This window comes from Leifsonia aquatica H1aii (genome assembly GCF_000633535.1).
Lineage (GTDB): Bacteria > Actinomycetota > Actinomycetes > Actinomycetales > Microbacteriaceae > Leifsonia > Leifsonia aquatica_A.
The window spans coordinates 208,171-225,516 of sequence record NZ_AYMR01000001.1; the positions used below are offsets into that span (position 1 = coordinate 208,171).

Consider the following 17,346-nt stretch of genomic DNA (forward strand, 5'->3'; position numbering starts at 1 on the left):
CTGGCGCCGTCTGAACCTGCCGACTTCCCGGGGATGCGATAGTGGACAGGTGCGTACGAATGGAATGATGTGACGACATCGGTCGATGTGATCGTGCCTGTCCACGGGAACTGGGCTGTCACAGAGGCCTGCCTCCGTTCTCTTGCTGCCCAGACGGCGGCCCTTCGTGTGATCGTCGTGGACGACGCGAGCCCGGACGACACCCTCATCCGTTTGCGGGAGCATCCCGAGGTCGACGTCGTCGCCCTCGCGACGAACTCCGGCTTCGCGGCCGCCTGCAACGCCGGGATCCGACACGGCGACGGCGATGTCGTGGTGCTCGTGAACAACGATGTCGAGGCTGACGCGACAATGATCGCCGAGCTGACGGCCTCCCTCGATGCCTCTCCCCGGGCCGGGTCCGCAGTCCCGATACTCATCAAGCCCGACGGCCGCGTGGATGCCTACGGCCTGTGCGTCGACCCGACCATGGCCGGATTCACCCGCTTCAACGGGGCGACAGTCGCCGAAGCGGAACGGGCGCCCGGCTGGCGCCTCCTCGGACCCTACGGCGCGGTGGCCGCTTTTCGTCGGACCGCGCTCGACGAGGTCGGCCTCCTCGACGAGGGGATATTCATGTACGGCGAGGAGCTGGACCTGGCGATGCGGCTCGATGCGGCCGGCTGGCCCGCCACGCCGTCGCCCCGGGCCAGGGGAATGCACCTGGGCGGGGCGACCTCCGGTCGTGCATCCGCGACACAACGGCGACGGTCCGGTTTCGGACGCGGCTATCTCCTGCGCGCGTACGGAGTCCTCCGCGGCCGTCACGCGATCCGTGCCGTCATGACCGAAGCGATCGTCTGCGCGGGCGACCTGATGCTGTCACGGGACCTCGCGTCGACCGCCGGACGTATCGCCGGCTGGCGGGCAGGGCGGACGGCCGCACGTCGCTCCCGCAGGGTCTCGGCTGTCGACCCGCGAATAGGCTTCGCCGAGTCTCTGCGTCTGCGCGTCGGCGACAGGCAGGCCTGATGAGCTCCGAACTCCCCCCCGAGATAGATCTCCGCCGTGCCGCGCTCTCGTTGGTCACGCTCGTCGGAGGGGTCTCGCTCGCTGTCATCCCGGCCGCAACGATCGCGATCGCGTCGCACATCTTCAGTCTCCCGGAACAGGGCTCTGTCGCCGTCGCCAGCATGGTCGCCACCTTCGCCGGGCAAGTGACGTTCGCCGTCGTCGTCGAGTCGCGGCTCAGTTCCGCCGCGACCGAGCGCCGGGTCGTATTTCCCCTCTGGCTCGCCGGGTTGTCTTTGCTGGCAGCGGCGGCGGTCGCTCTCAACTATCACAACCCGTGGGTCCTCTGCGTGGCGCTGCCCGTTCTCGTGGCGTCCCTCGAGGTCGGCCGTGGTGTCTCGGTCGCGGAGCACCTCGACATCCGTGAGATGTGGTCCGCACTTGTTGTCGGCTGCGGCGCCCTGGGCGGTGTCCTCGCCGCATTCGCCGGCCTCGACTGGGCACTCATCCCGCTCGTGGCCGGAATTCTGATCGCCACCGTCATCCGTTCGATCCCCGTCGCACACCGGGCCTCCCGGCCGGAGCCGCGCGTAATGGGCTGGGTGGTAACCGACGTCACTGTGACCGGCGGCGTCTACCCGCTGATCAATGCGATGATCCTGGGCCTGCTGGGGCCTGTGCAAGCCGTTCTCTTCACCTCGATCTCCACCGTTTCCGGACTGCTCGCCATCCCGCTCAACTACATGCGGCTGCGCCTCCTGAAGAGTCACTCACGGCTCGACATCGTCCTCGCCGCGGGGAGCGTCGCCGCGGCGATCGTCGTGATCTTCGTGTGCGAGTGGCTCGGTGTGTTCGGTTTCGTGTTCTCCCATGCGTGGTCGACGAGTGCGACGGCACTCCCGCTCCTCGTGGCTTGTCTTTGGCGCGCCGCCTCCCTAGCGACCACAATCCCCTTTGCGAGCCTGCGGCGAATGGGCGAGGCGAAGAGGTTGACCCTTCTGCGCGCGCTCGTAGCGGGGATCACGTTCGTCGCCGCGTTCGCCGCCGTCGCCACCGACGATCTGGTGTGGGTCTTCGCCGTTCTCCTGGCCGGCGAACTCCTTCAGGCTCTTGTCTACGAGATTGCGCGACGCCGGGTCCTGGCACGCGCGACGAACCCGGTCCGTTAGGCTATCCCGATGCACCGCGTGCTCGTCGACCTGCTCTTCTTCACCGGCACGAAGGGTGGCATGGAGTCCTATGTGAAGCGCACGTACTCCGCAATGCCCCCCGATCCCGGTTTCGAGTTCACAGCTCTGGTGTCACGCGAAGCCGAGGATCTGGACCTTGATTGGTTCCCCGGTGAGATCGTCCGTTCGGGCATCAGTGGCGAGAACCGTGTGGCGTGGGCGCTCGGGGAGGTCGGCTCGGTCTCCCGGGCGGCGGCGCGCGCCGGAGTCGATCTCGTCCATTCGCCCGCGAACATCGGCCCTGTCCGGTCCGCGATCCCGAGCGTGCTCACGCTGCACGATGTTCTTCCTTTCATCCACCCCGAGTGGGTCCCCGGACGCCACGGCGCCATGCTTCGGCAACTCGTCCGCCGAGCCGCCCGGGCTGCCACTCGTGTCATCACGATCAGCGAGGCTTCGGCCGCCGACATCACCCGCGAGCTCCGCATCCCGGGCGAGCGGATCGACGTCGTTCCGTTGAGCGGCGATGACCTCGCTCCCTTCGACTCCGCGCCGACGACATCGCGTCCCCTCGTGCTGAGCATCGGCAACCGGATGCCGCACAAGAACACCGAGATGCTCATCCGGGCAGTCGCGGCTATCGCGTCGGAACGACGCCCACGTCTCGCGATCACCGGCCAGGTCGACGGTCCGGATCCTTTGCGCCGCCTGGCCGCCGACCTCGGCGTGGAAGCAGATGTCGACCTCGTCGGGTGGGTGAGCCCCGACCAGCTCCAGCACCTGTTCCGAAGCGCCGCAATCCTCGCCTTCCCCACCCGCTTCGAAGGTTTCGGCCTCCCCCTGCTCGAGGCGATGTCACGCGGCCGCGCCGTCGTCTGCTCGGATCTTCCCGTGCTCCACGAAGTCGCCGGCGACGCCGCGGTCTATCTGCCGCCCACGGACACGTCCGCATGGGCAGACACACTCGCCAGCCTCTCTCGGGATCCTGCTCGCCTGCGCATCCTGGAGAGTGCAGGTCTGCAACGAGCTCAGGCCTTCTCGGCCCGTCGCACGGCGGACGGCACGCTCGACGCTTTTCGGCGAGCGGTGAACGCGTCGTAGCGAGCCAGAAGTTCGTCGATCGATGCGTCCAGACTCCGGGACGATCGGGACCGCTCGTACCACGTTCGGGACGATTCTCGCATCGCAGGGCCACCCTCCAGCGCAGCGATGATCGCCCGGCCCAGTATGTCAGGGTCGGTGGAGCCGGCCACGAACCCGTTCACGCCGTCTTCGACGAGCTCAGCGGCCGCATTGTCCTCACCGGCGACCACAACACTCGGCGTCCCATGGGACGCCGCTTCGGCGATCACCAGGCCGAAACCTTCACGGCGGGAAGGATTGACGAGCACCGCCGCGTCATCCATCAAGCGCTCGAGCTCATCGTCCGAGACGCGCCCGCGGACCTCCACGTCCACCCCCGCGATCGAGGCGGCCTCCTGCAGGCGCTGAGTCTCCGAGCCGCTGCCCGTCACGACAAGCCTGACGTCGGGGTACGCCTCCCGCGCCACGGCGACGGCGGCCGGGAGGACGTCGAGCTGCTTGTCCGGAATGTGACGGCCGGCGAAGAGCACGGTCCGCCGCACCGTCGTCGGGTCAGAGACCCCTGGATCTTTGACGAGGTCGACCAGACCGAGTACCAGGCCGCCACCCGAGCGGAGGCGGTAGCGAGCGCGTTCCAGCGTGAATTCGCTGTTGACGGTCACCTCATCGCTACGTCGGAGCCCTGATCGCTGCAGAAGCGAGGCGACCGTTCCCACGACAGGCCCGGAGTACTGCCGCCACTTGCGGAACGTCCAGATCTCGAGCCAATCCCCCACCAGCCACGTCCCCGTGCGGCGCAACGCGGCACGGGCCGCGAAGACATTGAGGGGAGGAAGAGCACTCACGATGACGATGTCGTACTCGCCCCGCCGCTGCCGCAGTGCGCGATGCACCGCTCGCGCGAACGCTGCGGCGGAGGCCGGAAGCCGGTCCCCGCTCTCGTTCGAAATCTCACCCTTCCAGATGGGCACCACCCCGAACGGGGCGTCCGGAGTATCGCCGTCCCACTGAGTGCGCGTGAGATAGTCGACTCTGTGTCCGCGCGCAGCCAACCGAGCCGCGATCTCGGTGTAGACGCGCTCGCCGCCTCCGGTCGTGTAGGGATACAGGCAGTCGTAGACGATGGCGACGCTGGGAAGCCCCCCACGGTTCATCCCCGAACGCTCCGAATATCCTCGGCACGTGCGAGGCGTTGCGCCGAATGACCGAGCAGGGCGAAGAAGGCCGCCGACGTGACGAGGAACAGCACGAACAGGAGCGGCCAGCCCAACGGCGGTTGCCATTGAGGATCTTTGAACATCCCACCGATCGGAGCTGCGTTCCCGATGACGTAGCGTCGCAGGGTGAGCAGGAATGCGAGCGCACCGAACGTCCAGAGCAGCGCACCGATCGCCCAGGTCAGACGCACAGAGAGGAAGCCGATGCGTTCGCCACCCGCCCGGGAAAGCACCCAGGCGAACAGGACGATCACGGAAAGATACAGGAAGAGTCCGTACCGCCCCTGCCAGATGATCCCCGTCTGGTGCACGCTGTAGGCCTGAACGAGGACAGGTAGAAGCGCCGCCACACCGGTCGCGATCACGAGCACGACGAACTCACGACGGCGGGCCGTGGCCAGCGCCAGCGAGGCAAGCACCGCGAGTGCGGCGATCGCGAACCAGAAGGTGTACCCCGGCAGCGGCGCGTCGAACCAGCCGAAATAGCCCAACGCTTCTACTGCGAATCGAGGAGTCGCGCGCACCATGTACGTCGCCCCCTGGAGGAAGCTCGCATCCACGAGCGGCGCGTCCGCCTTCTCCGCTTGACCCGACAGGCTGCCCCCGGACAACGTCCAGCCCACGGAGAACAGGCCGCTCAGTGCGATCACGACGAGCCAGAAATAGCTGCGGGCGGTGACAAACATCCCGCGGACGGCCGACCACCCGCAGGCGAGTGCACAGAGCGCGACGATCACGATCACCCAGAGCGGGCCGAGCGCTCGCGCATTGGCCAGAAGCAGAGCCGAAAACGTCACGATGGCCCAGAGATGCCCGCGCCGAAGCCCCGAAGGTTCGAATCGCGCCGGATCGAATGATTCGAACAGACGGAGCAGGGCGACCGTCAACGCAACGGCGGAGACGATCTCCACACCATTCGGGTTCACGGCGCCATTCAGATAGCCGACCATCGGCAGGGCGGCGAAAGCCAATCCGGCAGGAAGCCAACGGCCGCGTCGCGACACGACCGCAGCCTGGAACGCGCCCGCGAACAGGAGCCCGCCGAGGATCGCGCTCGCGATCCGCATCGCATAGATGCCGGAGGGGCCGCCGATGAAGAGGCTCGGCCAGCCGATCAGGTAGTAGTAGATCGGGTTGTAGGTGCTCACCCAAGTGGCGGCTTGCGTGGCACCGCGGGCGTCACCGATCTCGATGCCGCAGGATGCCGGTGTCTCCGAGTGGTAGACGAAACACATCGTCTGCGGGCTGAAAGCGAACTGGGGTGGCAGGTCGACGACGAGGTGGCGCACCCCGGCTTCACGATGACCGACGACCTCGCCGTGCACCTGGCCGATCGCCTTGATGGCGTGCGCACTCTCATCCGGAACCGAGAAGATCGGCGAAGCCAGCGCCCAGGTCGTCGCGATCGCCGTGAAGGCGAGGAACGCCAGCCAGAAAGAGCGCCATGGCCGTGGGTATGCCGACCTGGTCGCCCCTGACGAGACCTCACGCGAACTCACAGTCGAATCATTTCATAGTCGTTGCTGATGCCCGGCGGGCTCGCCGCCGGAGCGACGCGCCCGCCCGGTCGTGCAGTCGACGTCGTCAGATGGTGCCCTCGGCGACGGCGTTCTCGATCCACGGGATGACCTCGTCGAGCATGTCCTCGAGCTTGGTGGTCGCCTCGAATCCGAGGACCTCCTTCGCCTTGTTCACGTCAGGCACGCGACGCTGCACGTCGTGCTCGAAGCCGGGGTCGTTGACCAGCCGCAGGGGGACGTCCGGCCCCTTGATCTTGCGCCAGATGATCTCCGCGAGTTCGACAACCGTGTGACCATCGGCCGTCGAGATGTTGAAGTCGTTGTTCAGTGCCTCAGGGTGGTCGAGGCTCAGCACGATCCCGCGGGCGAGGTCGCCGCCGTAGGTGTAGTGGCGAACCTGGTTGCCCTCCCCCAGGATGTGCAGAGGATCCTGGCCCTTGAGCACCTTCTGGACGAGGTCCGGAACGACGTGGCTCATGGCCAGCTTCACATTGCCCGAATCGATCTCGACATCCCCGCGCGCCCGGGACTCTCCGATCCCGACGCAGTTGAAGGGGCGGAGGATCGTAAACGGCAGACGGTACTGATCCCACGCGGCGCGGGCGAAGTACTCGACGGCGAGCTTCTGGAACCCGTACGACGACAGCGGCGGCGCGACTTCGCGCTCGTCGCCTTCCTTGCTCGGCCAGCGGTCGGTGGATTCGAACACCATGGAAGAGGACATGTAGGTCACCTTCTTGAGGCGACCCTTCTTGTGCGCCTCGATCGCCGCGTCCACGGACGAGGCGATGATCCGCTCGTTCTGTGCGAGCAGATCATAGGCATAGGTGTGGAAGTAGGAGATGCCGCCGATGAGCGCAGCGCCGGCGATGAAGTGGTCCACATCCGACAGCAGCTCGGTCATCAGCGCGGTGTCCTGGACATCACCGACCACCAAAGTGTAGTTGGGGTCGTCATCGTAGGACTTCGTGACCGGACCGTACTTGGAGTAGTTATCCACGCCGACGACTTCGTGTCCCTGGCGGAGGAGCTCCTCGACGATGTACCCGCCGATGAAGCCCGACGAACCTGTGACCAATACTTTGCTCAACGCTTTTCCTATCCTCTGTGGTTCCGATGCGTGACGTGTGTGAAATCGCGCAAGTCTATCCGCTGGACGCGATCTCCAGCGACTTGGCCTTGAGTTCATCCAGGGTGAGCTGTGGACCGTACGCGAAGCGATACCAGCGAAGATACTTCGGGATCCACTTCTTGAGTTGGAAGTTCGATTCTCCGAACGTGCGATCGAGCCAGATCGTCGGAATCTCGGCGACCGGCAGACGCAGGCGCCTGGCCTTCGCCGTGAGCTCGAGACCGATCTCGAAACCGTCACGGCTGTCGATCCCGACGTCGCGGACGAAGTCCGTCTTGTACGCCTTGAACGAGTTGGTTGCATCGCGTGTCCCGACGCTCGTCATCGCGTGCAAGGATTTGCCCGCCGACCGCGACAAGAAGGACTTGAGACGCGGCCCTCCGACCTGCTGTCCCCCGGCCATGTAACGCGACGCCGCCGCCACCACTACCCCACGTTCGACCAGCCGAACCAGGTCGTCGATCTGACGCGGGTCGTCGCAGCCGTCCGCCATCGTCACCACGGTCGTCGGCGCGGCCGCCTGATCGATGCCGAATCGGATGGCCTGGGCAGGGCCCCGACCGTAGGTGTTCAATTCGATACGAAGTCGGGGGTGCCCCTGGGCGAGACGCTCGACCGGCGCGATGGTCGTATCGTCACCGCTGTCGACGACCACCAGAATCTCGGCGTCCATTGTGACGGTCTCGAAGATGCGTTCCAGACCGGGGACGATGGACTCGCCTTCGTTGTAGGCGGGGATGACGATCGAAGCGCGTGGCGTCGATGTCACACCGTCACCCCATTCCCCAGGAGGTTCCAGACGTCGGCGACCGGCTTCTCCGTGACGATGGTGCGGTACTCCGGGTGAGGCGTGGCGACGATCAGGATGTCCGCCTTCTCGAGGACGCTCTCCAGCGGCAGCAGCGTGTCGTCGGTCTCTTCGGAAACATAGGGGTCGGTGCAGATCACGGCTTTCGCCTTGAACTTGAGCACTCGCCGCAGCTTGTACGAAAGGCTGGAGCGGATGTCGTCCGACCCGCCCTTGAACGACATGCCGAGGATTCCGACAGTCAGGTTCTCAAGGTCGAAGCGTTTCTCCAGCTGTGTGACGACATAGAGAGGGAGACCTTCGTTCACCAGCATCGCTGAGTGACCGAGCGCGAACTTGTTGTCGCTGAACGCCGCAAGCTGCATGGTGTCTTTGAAGAGGCACGGTCCTGCGGCGAACCCCGCGCCGGGGATGTCCTTCGCGCGCGGGTAGTTGTGACTGAGTGCGGCGCGGATCCGTTCGAAGTCGAGGCCGCGATCGTTCGCCATCATGTAGAACTGGTTCGCCGCGGCGAACTTGATGTAACGCCAGGTGTTGGTGAAGAGCTTGGCGAGTTCCGCCTCCTCCGGCTCGAGATCGACGATCTCGTCCGTGAGGGTCGAGAACAGCCGGCTCGCGCGCTCGCGGCCGCGAAGGGTCCGCGACGACACGATCTGCGGCAGAGAGAAGAGCTCCTCCATCGCTTTGTGCTCAGCGATGCGCTCGGGGCAGAAGGCGACATCCATGTCGATGGCAAGTCCCGCGACGGTCCGTTCGACCAGCGCGGTGACACCAGGATAGACGGTGGACCGGAGGATGAGGATCTGGCCATCACGGAAGAATCCGCTGGTGGACTCCAAGGCCTTCGGAATCGCGTTCGGGTCGGGGTTGAGGTGCTCGTCGACGGGGGTGCCGATCACGACGACCACATTCTCCGCGGTCGCGACCGAAGCCGGATCGGTCGTGGCCGTCAGACGGCCATCGGCGAGAACACGCTTGAGCACGGGCTCGGCGCCCGGCTCGGTGAACGGCAGCGTTCCGCCGTTGACGGTCGCGACGGTCTTCTCGTCGATGTCGAACACGACGACGCGCGAGCCACGGTCTGCGAGTGCGATCGCGAGCGGCAGCCCGACATGCCCCCCTCCACCGATGACGACGACGTCTTTCTCGAAGCTCTGTGCCAATGGACTTCCAAATCTTGGGATGTGCGCGGTTGCCGCGGCGGTCCCGGGCCGGACCGAAGACGAGTCTATAAGATGACGTGGGCGGCAGCTGAAGCCTCTGCCGTCTCGGCCTCGGACGCTGAACGCCGTCGTCGATCATTGCAGAGACCGGGATACCCGTGAGAGAAGCCACCGACCTTCCGCCGTCCGATCCCGCCTCCGTCGCGTCAGAGGGCACCGACGACCGCACGCGATCCCTGGCTCGGTGGCTGGGCCAGTTCGTGGAGTGGTGCCTCGGCCCGGTCGGAACCTCGCGGATGGGTCGCACGTGGTGGTGGACCATAGGCCTCTTTCTGATCGGCGCCTCGATCTGCTTCGCCCGTATCCCGGTCGCCGCGCGGAACGTTCTCTGGGCGGAGGACGCGAGCGTGTTCGTGACCGATGCCGCCAAGGGCGATTTCGTCGGTGCACTGTTGACCCCGTACAACGGATACCTTCACTTCGTTCCTCGAGTGATCGCCGGTGTTCTGACACCGACCGTCCCGCTGAGCATCCTGCCGGTCGCGATCACGGCGGCGGCATGTGCGATCACGGCCGCGTGCGCGACGCTGATCTTCGTCGCCCTCCGTAACCGGATCCCGTCGACGCTCGTCCGCATCAGCATCTGGCTCGCCGTCGTGGCGATGCCGATCGGATCCGTGGAGACAAACGGGAACATCGCGAACGCCCACTGGTATCTGCTCGGCGCGCTGTTCGCCCTGCTGGCCACCCGATGGACCTCCGCCGGATGGAGCGTCCTCGCGGCTATCGTCGCCTTCTTCGCGGTGACCAGCGACCCCCTTGCGCTCGTCTTCGTCCCGCTCGTCCTGCTCCAGATCATCGACAGGCGAACCGGACTTCGCCGGTTCATCATCCCGGCCGCGTATCTTCTCGGCGCGGTGATCCAGGTCACGGTGATCGCATCCGGTGCGAGCCTCGGGATCAAGGCGGAGTCGCCATCGCTCGTCGGGCTGACCCGCGCACTCTTCTGGCGGGTGTACGTGACCCAGTACGCGGGGGAACCCGGCTCGATCTGGGCCTTCGAGTCCTTCGGGACCGTCGCACTGATCGTTGGTGCGATCCTTGCGGTCCTGGTCGTCGTCGCCGCGATCGTGTGGGGGAGACAGCTCGGCGGACTCTCGGTCATCTCGTTCGGCGCCGCGACAGCATTCTTCCTCGCCGCCGTGAGCATTCGCTGGAGCCCGGCGTACGACCCGGCCATCTGGCTTCGCTGGGACGCGGCGCGCTACTCCGTCGTGCCGCTCACGCTTATGGCTATTTCCCTAGGCGCCGCGCTCCAGACCCTGATGGATCGAACGAGGATCACCGGTGTCGTCGTCAGCTCCCTCGTCGTCCTCGGCGTCGTCGCCCTCGTGTTGCCGAGCTGGTCGATGGAAGCACGGATCCCCTCCCCCCAGGCCGGGCCCTGGCGGGTCTCCCTCGATCGCGCGGTCGACCGCTGCGACGCTCCCGATACGAGCGCGACGTCCGTCACGATCGGCGGAGTGCCGAGTGCAGGATTCTCCGTTCGGATCACGTGCCACGAGCTTCTCTCGCGAGTCCACTGAACCCCTGCTCTCGAGAGGAGTCGCTGTGTCCCCCGCTGTTCGTTCCGTCACTGAAGCCGATACGGCTCCGCGTGTCGAGGCTCCGGTCGGCCCGGTGCGCGCATTCATCGCATGGTGCCTCGGGCCCATCGGCAGAACGAGCATGGGGTCGACGTGGTGGTGGGCGCTAGCCCTCTTCATCGTGGGCACCGCTGTCTGCGTGTTCCGGATACCGCCAGGGGGCCTCAACGCACTTTGGGCCGAGGACGGCAACGTCTTCGTGACCGATGCGCTCCGTAGCGATGTCGGCTCCGCCCTTCTGACGCCGTTCAACGGCTATCTGCACGCCGTTCCGCGGATTGTCGTCGGCGTCCTTGCCGCGGTCGTGCCGTTGAGCGTACTCCCGGCTGCCGTCTCGATCGCGGCATGCGCCATCACGGCCGCGTCCGCGACCCTCGTGTTCGTCGCTTTGCGAGAACGCCTCCCGTCTCGCATCGTTCGTTTGTCCGTCTGGGCCGCCGTGGTGGCGATGCCCATCGGAGACGTGGAGACGAACGGAAGCATTGCGAACTCCCATTGGTACCTGCTGTGCGCGATGTTCGCAGTCCTCGTCACGCGTTGGGCATCTGCCGGTTGGACTGCTGTCACCGCGACGGTGGTCTTCTTGACGATCGCGAGCGACCCCCTTGCGCTTGTATTCACCCCGCTCGTCGTGCTCCAGGCATTCGATACGCGAACCGGACCGCGCAGATTCGTCGCCCCGATCGCGTTCCTCGCAGGAGCAGTGCTGCAGGCGGTTGCTATCGTGTCGGGCGCCAGCCTCGGTATCAAGACCGACCCCGTCTCGTTCGGCGGCCTTCTCCGTGCCCTGCTGTGGCGTGTGTACCTGGCCCAATTCGCCGGGGAAGCCGGCTCTATCGGTCTTTACCAGTTCGCCCACCTCGGAGCGCTCGTCGTGGCAGGGGTGCTCGCGATCCTCGTCGTTCTGGTGAGCGTGCTCTGGGGACGCCAGCTCGGCGGTCTCGCAACCATCGCATTCGTGGCAGGGACGGCGTTCTTCCTCATCGCTGTGGTCGTCCGCTGGAAAGACCAGTACGACCCGGCGCTGTGGCTGATGTGGGGCGCAGCCCGCTACTCCGTCGTCCCTCTGGCGCTCGCGGCGATCTCGCTCGCCGCCGCCGTCCAGACGTTCCGTGACCGCGTCGACTCGGTCATAGCCGGAAGGCTCGTCTCATGCGCAGTCCTCGTCGCGACGATCCTCCTGGTGCTGCCCAACTGGTCGATGTCCTCGCGGCTCGCCACCGACGAATCGGGAGCGCCGTGGCGCGCATCGATCGCGACGGCCATGGCAGCATGCCACTCACCAGGCACACCCGCCGGCCAGGTCGTGTTGCTCGGCGGTCTGCCGATTCCCAAGTTCGCCGTGTCTGTCACCTGTCAGGAGCTGCTCGACCGCTCACGCTGAGCGGACGAGCAGCTGCCGACTACTTCGTCACCGTACGGCACCCCAGAAGAGTGGCGGCGCCAGGAAACGGCGTTGCACCGATCGAGTAGGCACAGGCCCTGTACGTGCCGGCCTGTGTGATCGGGATGCTCCCACTCGCCCCGTGCTGAGAGCCGGCAGAGGGATACACACGCCCGACGTCAGGACGGCTTTGATCGGCGACCAAGTGGGTCGCGGACTGCGAACCGTTGGGCAGCGTCACCCAGACATCGATCGCCGTCGTTGCAGACGGGATCGCCGCGTCGAACGCCCACCCGGAGACGGAGATGGACGTCTGGCCGTTGACGGTCTGGAGCACCGCGCTGTCGAGCGACCCCATCGGACGGGACGGGCCGTTGGAAATGCTCTTGCAGCCCAGCAACGACGCAGTGCTTCCGAAGAATGGATTCCCGATCGAGTAGGCGCAAACCTGATAAGTGCCGATCTGCGTGATCGGGATGTTTCCGCTCGCCCCGTGGTTGGGCCCGGCCGCAGGGAACACCCGCCCGATGTCGGAGCGAGCCGCGTTCGCGACCAGATGCGTGGCCGACCTGGCACCGTTCGGTGCCGTCACCCACACATCGATGGCCGTCGTGGTCGTCGGGAGACCGGCGTCGAATGCCCAACCCCCGACCGCGATCGAGGCGTTCGTTCCGTCATAGACGATACCCGCCGAGTCGAACGAACCGATGGGTGCGCTCGGACCGAAGGCGATGCTCCGACAGCTCAGAAGCGTTGCGGACGAGGGGAACAGTGTGGACCCGATCGAATACGCACACAGTTGGTACGTTCCGTAGCCGCTGTTCAACGGTATCGAGCCCGTGACCCCGTGAGCCGCGCCGGCGGCGGGGTAGACCGCTCCGACGTCCGGCCTGGGCTGATTCGCAACGAGGTGCGTCGCCGACTTGAAGCCATTGGGTGCCGTCATCCACACATCGATAGCCGTCGTCTGCGATGGAGCAGCGGAGTCGAACGCCCATCCGGTGACGGCGACCGAGCCCGAGGACCCGGAGAGCTGGACCGTGGCCGTGTCCAGGCTCCCGATCGCCTGGGCGGGGCCGAACTGAATCGTGGCGCAGCGCAGGAGAGTGTTGTTGTCGCCGAGATACGGGGTGCCTATCGCATAGACGCAGACCTGATAGGTCCCGACCTGAGTGAGCGGAATGCTGGTTTGGAATCCGTGGTTCGGTCCGGCAGCGGGATAGAACGCCGTCAAATCCGGTCGAGGCTGATCGGCGGTAGCGGAATAGGCGGCCTGCTTCCCGTTCGGCAACGTCACCCAGGTATCGGCCCGACGCGTCGAGGTCGGGGTGATGCCATCGATCACCCATCCGCGCACGAACACGGAGGCCTTGTTGCCATCGATCTGTAGCGTGATATCGTCCGCGCTGCCTTTCGGCGGAGTCTGCACGACGTCGATGTTCTTGCAGTCGAGAAGGACCGGGCCGGCCGAACGCATCGCATACGAGCACGCCCGATACGTGCCGGCTTGTGTGATGTTCACCGATCCCGTGTACCCGTGGTTGGGTCCTGCCTGCGGGAAAACGGTCCCGATGTCGGAGCGCGCCTGGGAGGCCGCCCAGTTCTGGACCGAATAGAAGTTGTTCGGTCCCCAGATGTGGACGTTCACGTAGATCGTGCTCTTGGGCGCTGCCGGATCGAACGCCCAGCCACGGAAGTTGAGAGTGGCGTTGCTGGCGTTGTACGCGACCGACGCCTCGTCGAGACTTCCGTATGTCGGGTCGCTTCCCGTGCTACCGAACCATTGGTTGTAGTACACCCAGAAGTTGCGGTTGCCGTAGCTCGAGCACCCATCTCCGGTTCCGTAGAGGTTGGCGAGCGCCGCAGCATTGGGCTGATACGGCGTGTAGTAGTACAGGGCAGCGGTTGCCTTGTTCTGGATGGTGATGGTCGGCGCAGCGCAGGTCGGCGGCGGAGTCGGGTTGTACTGGACGGCCGACGGGGCACCCACGGGAAACCACGTGAAGAAGTTGGAGGTCCCTGGCGGGTTGCCGTAGCGCTGGAACTGGTGCGCTGCACTGTAGACCTGGTTGAAGAAGCCGTAGTACTGCGAATCACACGCCGCCGTGTCAGGGCAGGCATATCCCATCGATATGTTGATCTTTCCCGTCGATGGAGCCGGGTCCGTGATGAGCCCCTGCTCCTTCTGGAGAGTCACGAGAATCACCTTGGCGCTGATGTTGCAGGCCACCTGCACCTTGTAGATGATGGCGGCAGCAGACTCGTTGCCACCCCCGGAGTAGGCGCTGCACATCGCATCGGCGCCCCGGCTGTTCGAAGGGAACTGCGCGACGGCGAGGCAGTTGCTGTTCGCGCACGACACGCGGGAGGCGAGGAACGACTGGATGTCGTTCTGCGACATCGCGTTGCCGTCATAGAACAGCCCATCGGAGATGATCATCGCCGGGTTGAATTGTGAGCCGTCGAGCGCCTGGGCCTTCTGCTGCGGCGCTACGGCCCCGAACGCGAACACCCCCACGACGAGCAACAGCGTCGCAAGGACACCGGAGAGCAGTCTGGAGCGGGTCATGATGAGGTGGCCCTCGAATTCTCGTCTAGCCCGGTCGGGAGTCTGGGCGAAAGGTGGGGGTTTTCATCCAGAGTACGTCCACCGTCCAGCCGAGCGAAGCCCCTGCCGCTCGTGTCGCGGTATCCATCGCCCCCCGTTCGGATGTCACCGCCGTGCCAGGCGCGCTCTCACCTTCTCCGCAACCACGGAGGGGCCGCCGTTTGCCAGGTAGTAGCGGACACGCTGGAGGTCACGCCGCCAACCGGTGGCACGTGTACGTCGAGCGTGCTGCTGTCCGACCGCTTCGCGGCTGACGGGCTCCCTATCCGCAGCCTTTCGAGGAGCAGACACGAAGCGCACCAGGGGCTCGAGAGTCCGACTCCACCGGAATTCCTCGCGGACGACGGCGACGGCGGCTCGCGCGGCCGATACGGCCACCGCGTCGTAGAGGTATCGCTCGATCGCGTCGGCGAGCGCGTCGACGTCGCGTTCGCTCACTGCTGCTCCCAACCCGCGCGCCGCCACGAGCTCTCCGAACGAGTCGCCGTCGGTTGTCACGATCGGCAAGCCGGCCCAGAGATAGTCGAGTATGCGGGTGCGGAAGGAGAACGTCGTCTCGACGTGCTGGAAATGCGTCGAGACACCGAGATCGGCGTCCAGCAGATAGTTCTGCCGATCGGCGTAGTCCACCCATTCTTCATTGAAGAACACGTGTTTACCGGTCAGGCCGAGTTCGGCGGACAACTGCCGCGTTCGAGCGACCGCCGTCATCTCCGGAACGTCTGGGTTGGGATGGCGCACCCCGAGAAAGAAGAGCCGGACGTCATCGTGGCGCTCCGCCACCGATGCGATCGCGCGCACCAGTGTCTGCGGGTCGAACCAGTCGTAGATCCCCCCGCCCCACACCACCACTTTGTCGGTCTCGTTGATCCCGGGGACGCTCCCGCGGATAGCGTGCCGCGTGAGGTGCGGGTCGTGCTCCTCCATTCCGAACGGAACGACGTCGATGAGGCTGCGCAGGTCCTCGTCGCGCGAGTAGGTGTACGCGTTGATCCTGCCCGAGCCTGCGAGCTGGCCGAGCCAGAAGCTGCGCTGGCGTTCGCTCGCGGCGAGGAAGAAGTCGCCGAGACCGATCTGATGGTTGAGCAGATCCGTCGTCTCGAGGACCTGCTCGTTCCAACGTTCGAGGCTCTGATTGCGTCCCTGTTCGAGCTGCTCGAGATGCATCGGATCGTAAAGATCGACGACGACGACCTTGGCTGTCGATTGGAGCGACGGGAACAACGCCAGAGCGTGTCCTTGCAAGACGATCACGTCCGCCCACTCTTCATGCGCATTCATCGACGAGGGCCGGTGATAGGAGACGGAGGCGACTGCGAATCCGTCACCGTCGATTGCGACGCGGCCGAGACTCAGCAAACGCACGTCACTCGCGACCGAGAGCGCTTTCGCGATATTCCATGCACGGATCGCCGGCCCGGCCATCTTCTCGCCGAGGGGATCGCCGGTGATGACGATCACGCGGTTTCTGCGGCCGGCCGGAAGCACGCGCAGGGCCTTCACGATGGTCTCGTACCCGCTTTGGTACTCCGCCATCGGGTACGCCGGTTCGTCCAGCTCGCCGAACAGTCCGAGGAGGTCAGAATCAGAGCGTCGACGCGAGGACTGGACAGCGGCGCGCTTGATGTCCAGGTCCTCGAGGCCCTCCACGAAGCGGTCGATGGCGAAGAGCCCGGCGATGGCGCTCTTCGCCACCGGCATCGCGACCTCGCTGTCGTCCCCGACGACGCGCAGATCGAGGGCCGCCGAGTCCAGCTCGCCGCGCGCGACCGCTCGCCGCACGGCCAGTAGGATCGCTCCAGGAAGCACTCGTGCCAGAGAATCGTCGTCGAGGTTCTTGTACAGCGTCGCGAGGGCATTGCGCTCGAGGAGGTATTCCTCACGATACGCGCCGAAGGATTTCATCGAGGCATGGTGCTTGTGAAAAGCGAGTGACCGGGGCTGGAAACGGAATCGATAGCCGGCCAGATTGAGTCGCCAGCCGAAGTCGACGTCTTCGTAGAACATGAAATAGCTCTCGTCGAAGCCGCCGAGCCGCTCGAACACATCCCGTCGGACGAACATCGCCGCCCCTGTGCCGAAGAGGACGTCGCGCTCCACGCTCCATTCGTCCCGGTCGACTTCACCCGTGTGCGGCTTGTACCCCATTCCGTACCACGTGACCGCGGCGTCGACGAAGTCGACCCGCTCGCCTTCCCAATCGAGGACTTTGCTCGCCACCGCTCCGACATCGGGGCGCGACTCGAAGGTCGCGATCGCCTCCGCGATCCATCGGCCGTCGGGCCGCGCGTCGTTATTGAGGAATGCCACGAACTCGCCATGCGCTTCGGCGACGCCGAGGTTGCATCCACCGGCGAAGCCGCTGTTTCGAGGGGACTCCACCACACGCACCCGCGGATCGTCCACCGTGCGCAGCCGAGCGACGCTGTCATCGCCTGAGGCGTTGTCGACCACCACGATCTCGAGCAGATCGCGCGGCCACTCGGCCTGGAGGAGCTCGCGCACACACGTCAACGTGTCATCGGCCCCCCGGAAGTTGACGAGGATGACGGAGACCAGGCCGGGCTTCGATGTGCTCATGCGGATGGGATACCTCAATCTTCGTACACGCGGCCGTCCACGCGTC

The 17,346-nt window shown here is 65.7% G+C and carries 12 protein-coding genes; 5 read left to right on the forward strand and 7 right to left on the reverse strand.

Features of this window, described 5'->3' with window-relative positions; translation table 11 throughout:
* Nucleotides 1-93: 93 nt before the first annotated feature.
* Genes U870_RS0100925 through U870_RS0100935 form a run of 3 tightly spaced genes read left to right on the forward strand, consistent with a single transcriptional unit; the run spans nucleotide 94 to nucleotide 3,260 of the window.
* Nucleotides 94-1,011 carry a glycosyltransferase family 2 protein gene (locus tag U870_RS0100925; RefSeq protein WP_240183606.1) on the forward strand — a complete coding sequence of 306 codons (918 nt, stop codon included), beginning with the start codon at nucleotides 94-96 and terminating at the stop codon, nucleotides 1,009-1,011.
* A complete protein-coding gene (locus U870_RS0100930; protein WP_025155541.1) occupies nucleotides 1,011-2,159 on the forward strand; it encodes a hypothetical protein in 1,149 nt (382 codons plus the stop codon). Before U870_RS0100925 ends, U870_RS0100930 begins: the two co-directional genes overlap by 1 nt.
* Nucleotides 2,160-2,168: 9 nt before the next feature.
* Nucleotides 2,169-3,260 carry a glycosyltransferase family 4 protein gene (locus tag U870_RS0100935; RefSeq protein ID WP_025155542.1) on the forward strand — a complete coding sequence of 364 codons (1,092 nt, stop codon included), beginning with the start codon at nucleotides 2,169-2,171 and terminating at the stop codon, nucleotides 3,258-3,260.
* Here U870_RS0100935 and U870_RS25010 read toward each other — a convergent pair.
* The 5 genes from U870_RS25010 to U870_RS0100960 all read right to left on the reverse strand — a co-directional run bounded on the left by U870_RS25010 (nucleotide 3,188) and on the right by U870_RS0100960 (nucleotide 9,082).
* On the reverse strand, nucleotides 3,188-4,396 hold the full coding sequence (locus U870_RS25010) for a glycosyltransferase family 4 protein (RefSeq protein ID WP_025155543.1): 1,209 nt from the start codon (nucleotides 4,394-4,396) through the stop codon (nucleotides 3,188-3,190). The genes U870_RS0100935 and U870_RS25010 overlap by 73 nt on opposite strands.
* Nucleotides 4,393-5,958 (reverse strand): DUF2142 domain-containing protein, encoded by a 1,566-nt coding sequence (locus U870_RS0100945; protein ID WP_025155544.1) that lies wholly within the window; start codon nucleotides 5,956-5,958, stop codon nucleotides 4,393-4,395. The genes U870_RS25010 and U870_RS0100945 overlap by 4 nt, the downstream gene beginning before the upstream one ends.
* Before the next feature lie 85 nt (nucleotides 5,959-6,043).
* On the reverse strand, nucleotides 6,044-7,069 hold the full coding sequence (locus tag U870_RS0100950) for an NAD-dependent epimerase/dehydratase family protein (protein ID WP_025155545.1): 1,026 nt from the start codon (nucleotides 7,067-7,069) through the stop codon (nucleotides 6,044-6,046).
* 55 nt (nucleotides 7,070-7,124) lie between these two features.
* Nucleotides 7,125-7,880, reverse strand: a complete 756-nt coding sequence (locus U870_RS0100955; protein ID WP_025155546.1) for a glycosyltransferase — start codon at nucleotides 7,878-7,880, stop codon at nucleotides 7,125-7,127.
* Nucleotides 7,877-9,082 (reverse strand): nucleotide sugar dehydrogenase, encoded by a 1,206-nt coding sequence (locus tag U870_RS0100960; RefSeq protein WP_025155547.1) that lies wholly within the window; start codon nucleotides 9,080-9,082, stop codon nucleotides 7,877-7,879. The genes U870_RS0100955 and U870_RS0100960 overlap by 4 nt, the downstream gene beginning before the upstream one ends.
* A 158-nt stretch (nucleotides 9,083-9,240) precedes the next feature.
* Here U870_RS0100960 and U870_RS0100965 point away from each other — a divergent pair, with 158 nt between their 5' ends.
* Complete coding sequence (locus tag U870_RS0100965; RefSeq protein WP_025155548.1) at nucleotides 9,241-10,668, forward strand: hypothetical protein; 1,428 nt, start codon at nucleotides 9,241-9,243, stop codon at nucleotides 10,666-10,668.
* A 25-nt stretch (nucleotides 10,669-10,693) separates the two neighbouring features.
* A complete protein-coding gene (locus U870_RS0100970) occupies nucleotides 10,694-12,112 on the forward strand; it encodes a hypothetical protein (RefSeq protein ID WP_162819066.1) in 1,419 nt (472 codons plus the stop codon).
* Nucleotides 12,113-12,131: 19 nt separating this feature from the next.
* Here U870_RS0100970 and U870_RS22975 read toward each other — a convergent pair whose 3' ends face one another.
* Nucleotides 12,132-14,681: a hypothetical protein gene (locus U870_RS22975; RefSeq protein ID WP_025155550.1), complete on the reverse strand. Its 2,550-nt coding sequence runs from the start codon at nucleotides 14,679-14,681 to the stop codon at nucleotides 12,132-12,134.
* Nucleotides 14,682-14,825: 144 nt separating this feature from the next.
* A complete protein-coding gene (locus tag U870_RS0100980; RefSeq protein ID WP_025155551.1) occupies nucleotides 14,826-17,300 on the reverse strand; it encodes a glycosyltransferase in 2,475 nt (824 codons plus the stop codon).
* Between the last annotated feature and the right edge of the window lie 46 nt (nucleotides 17,301-17,346).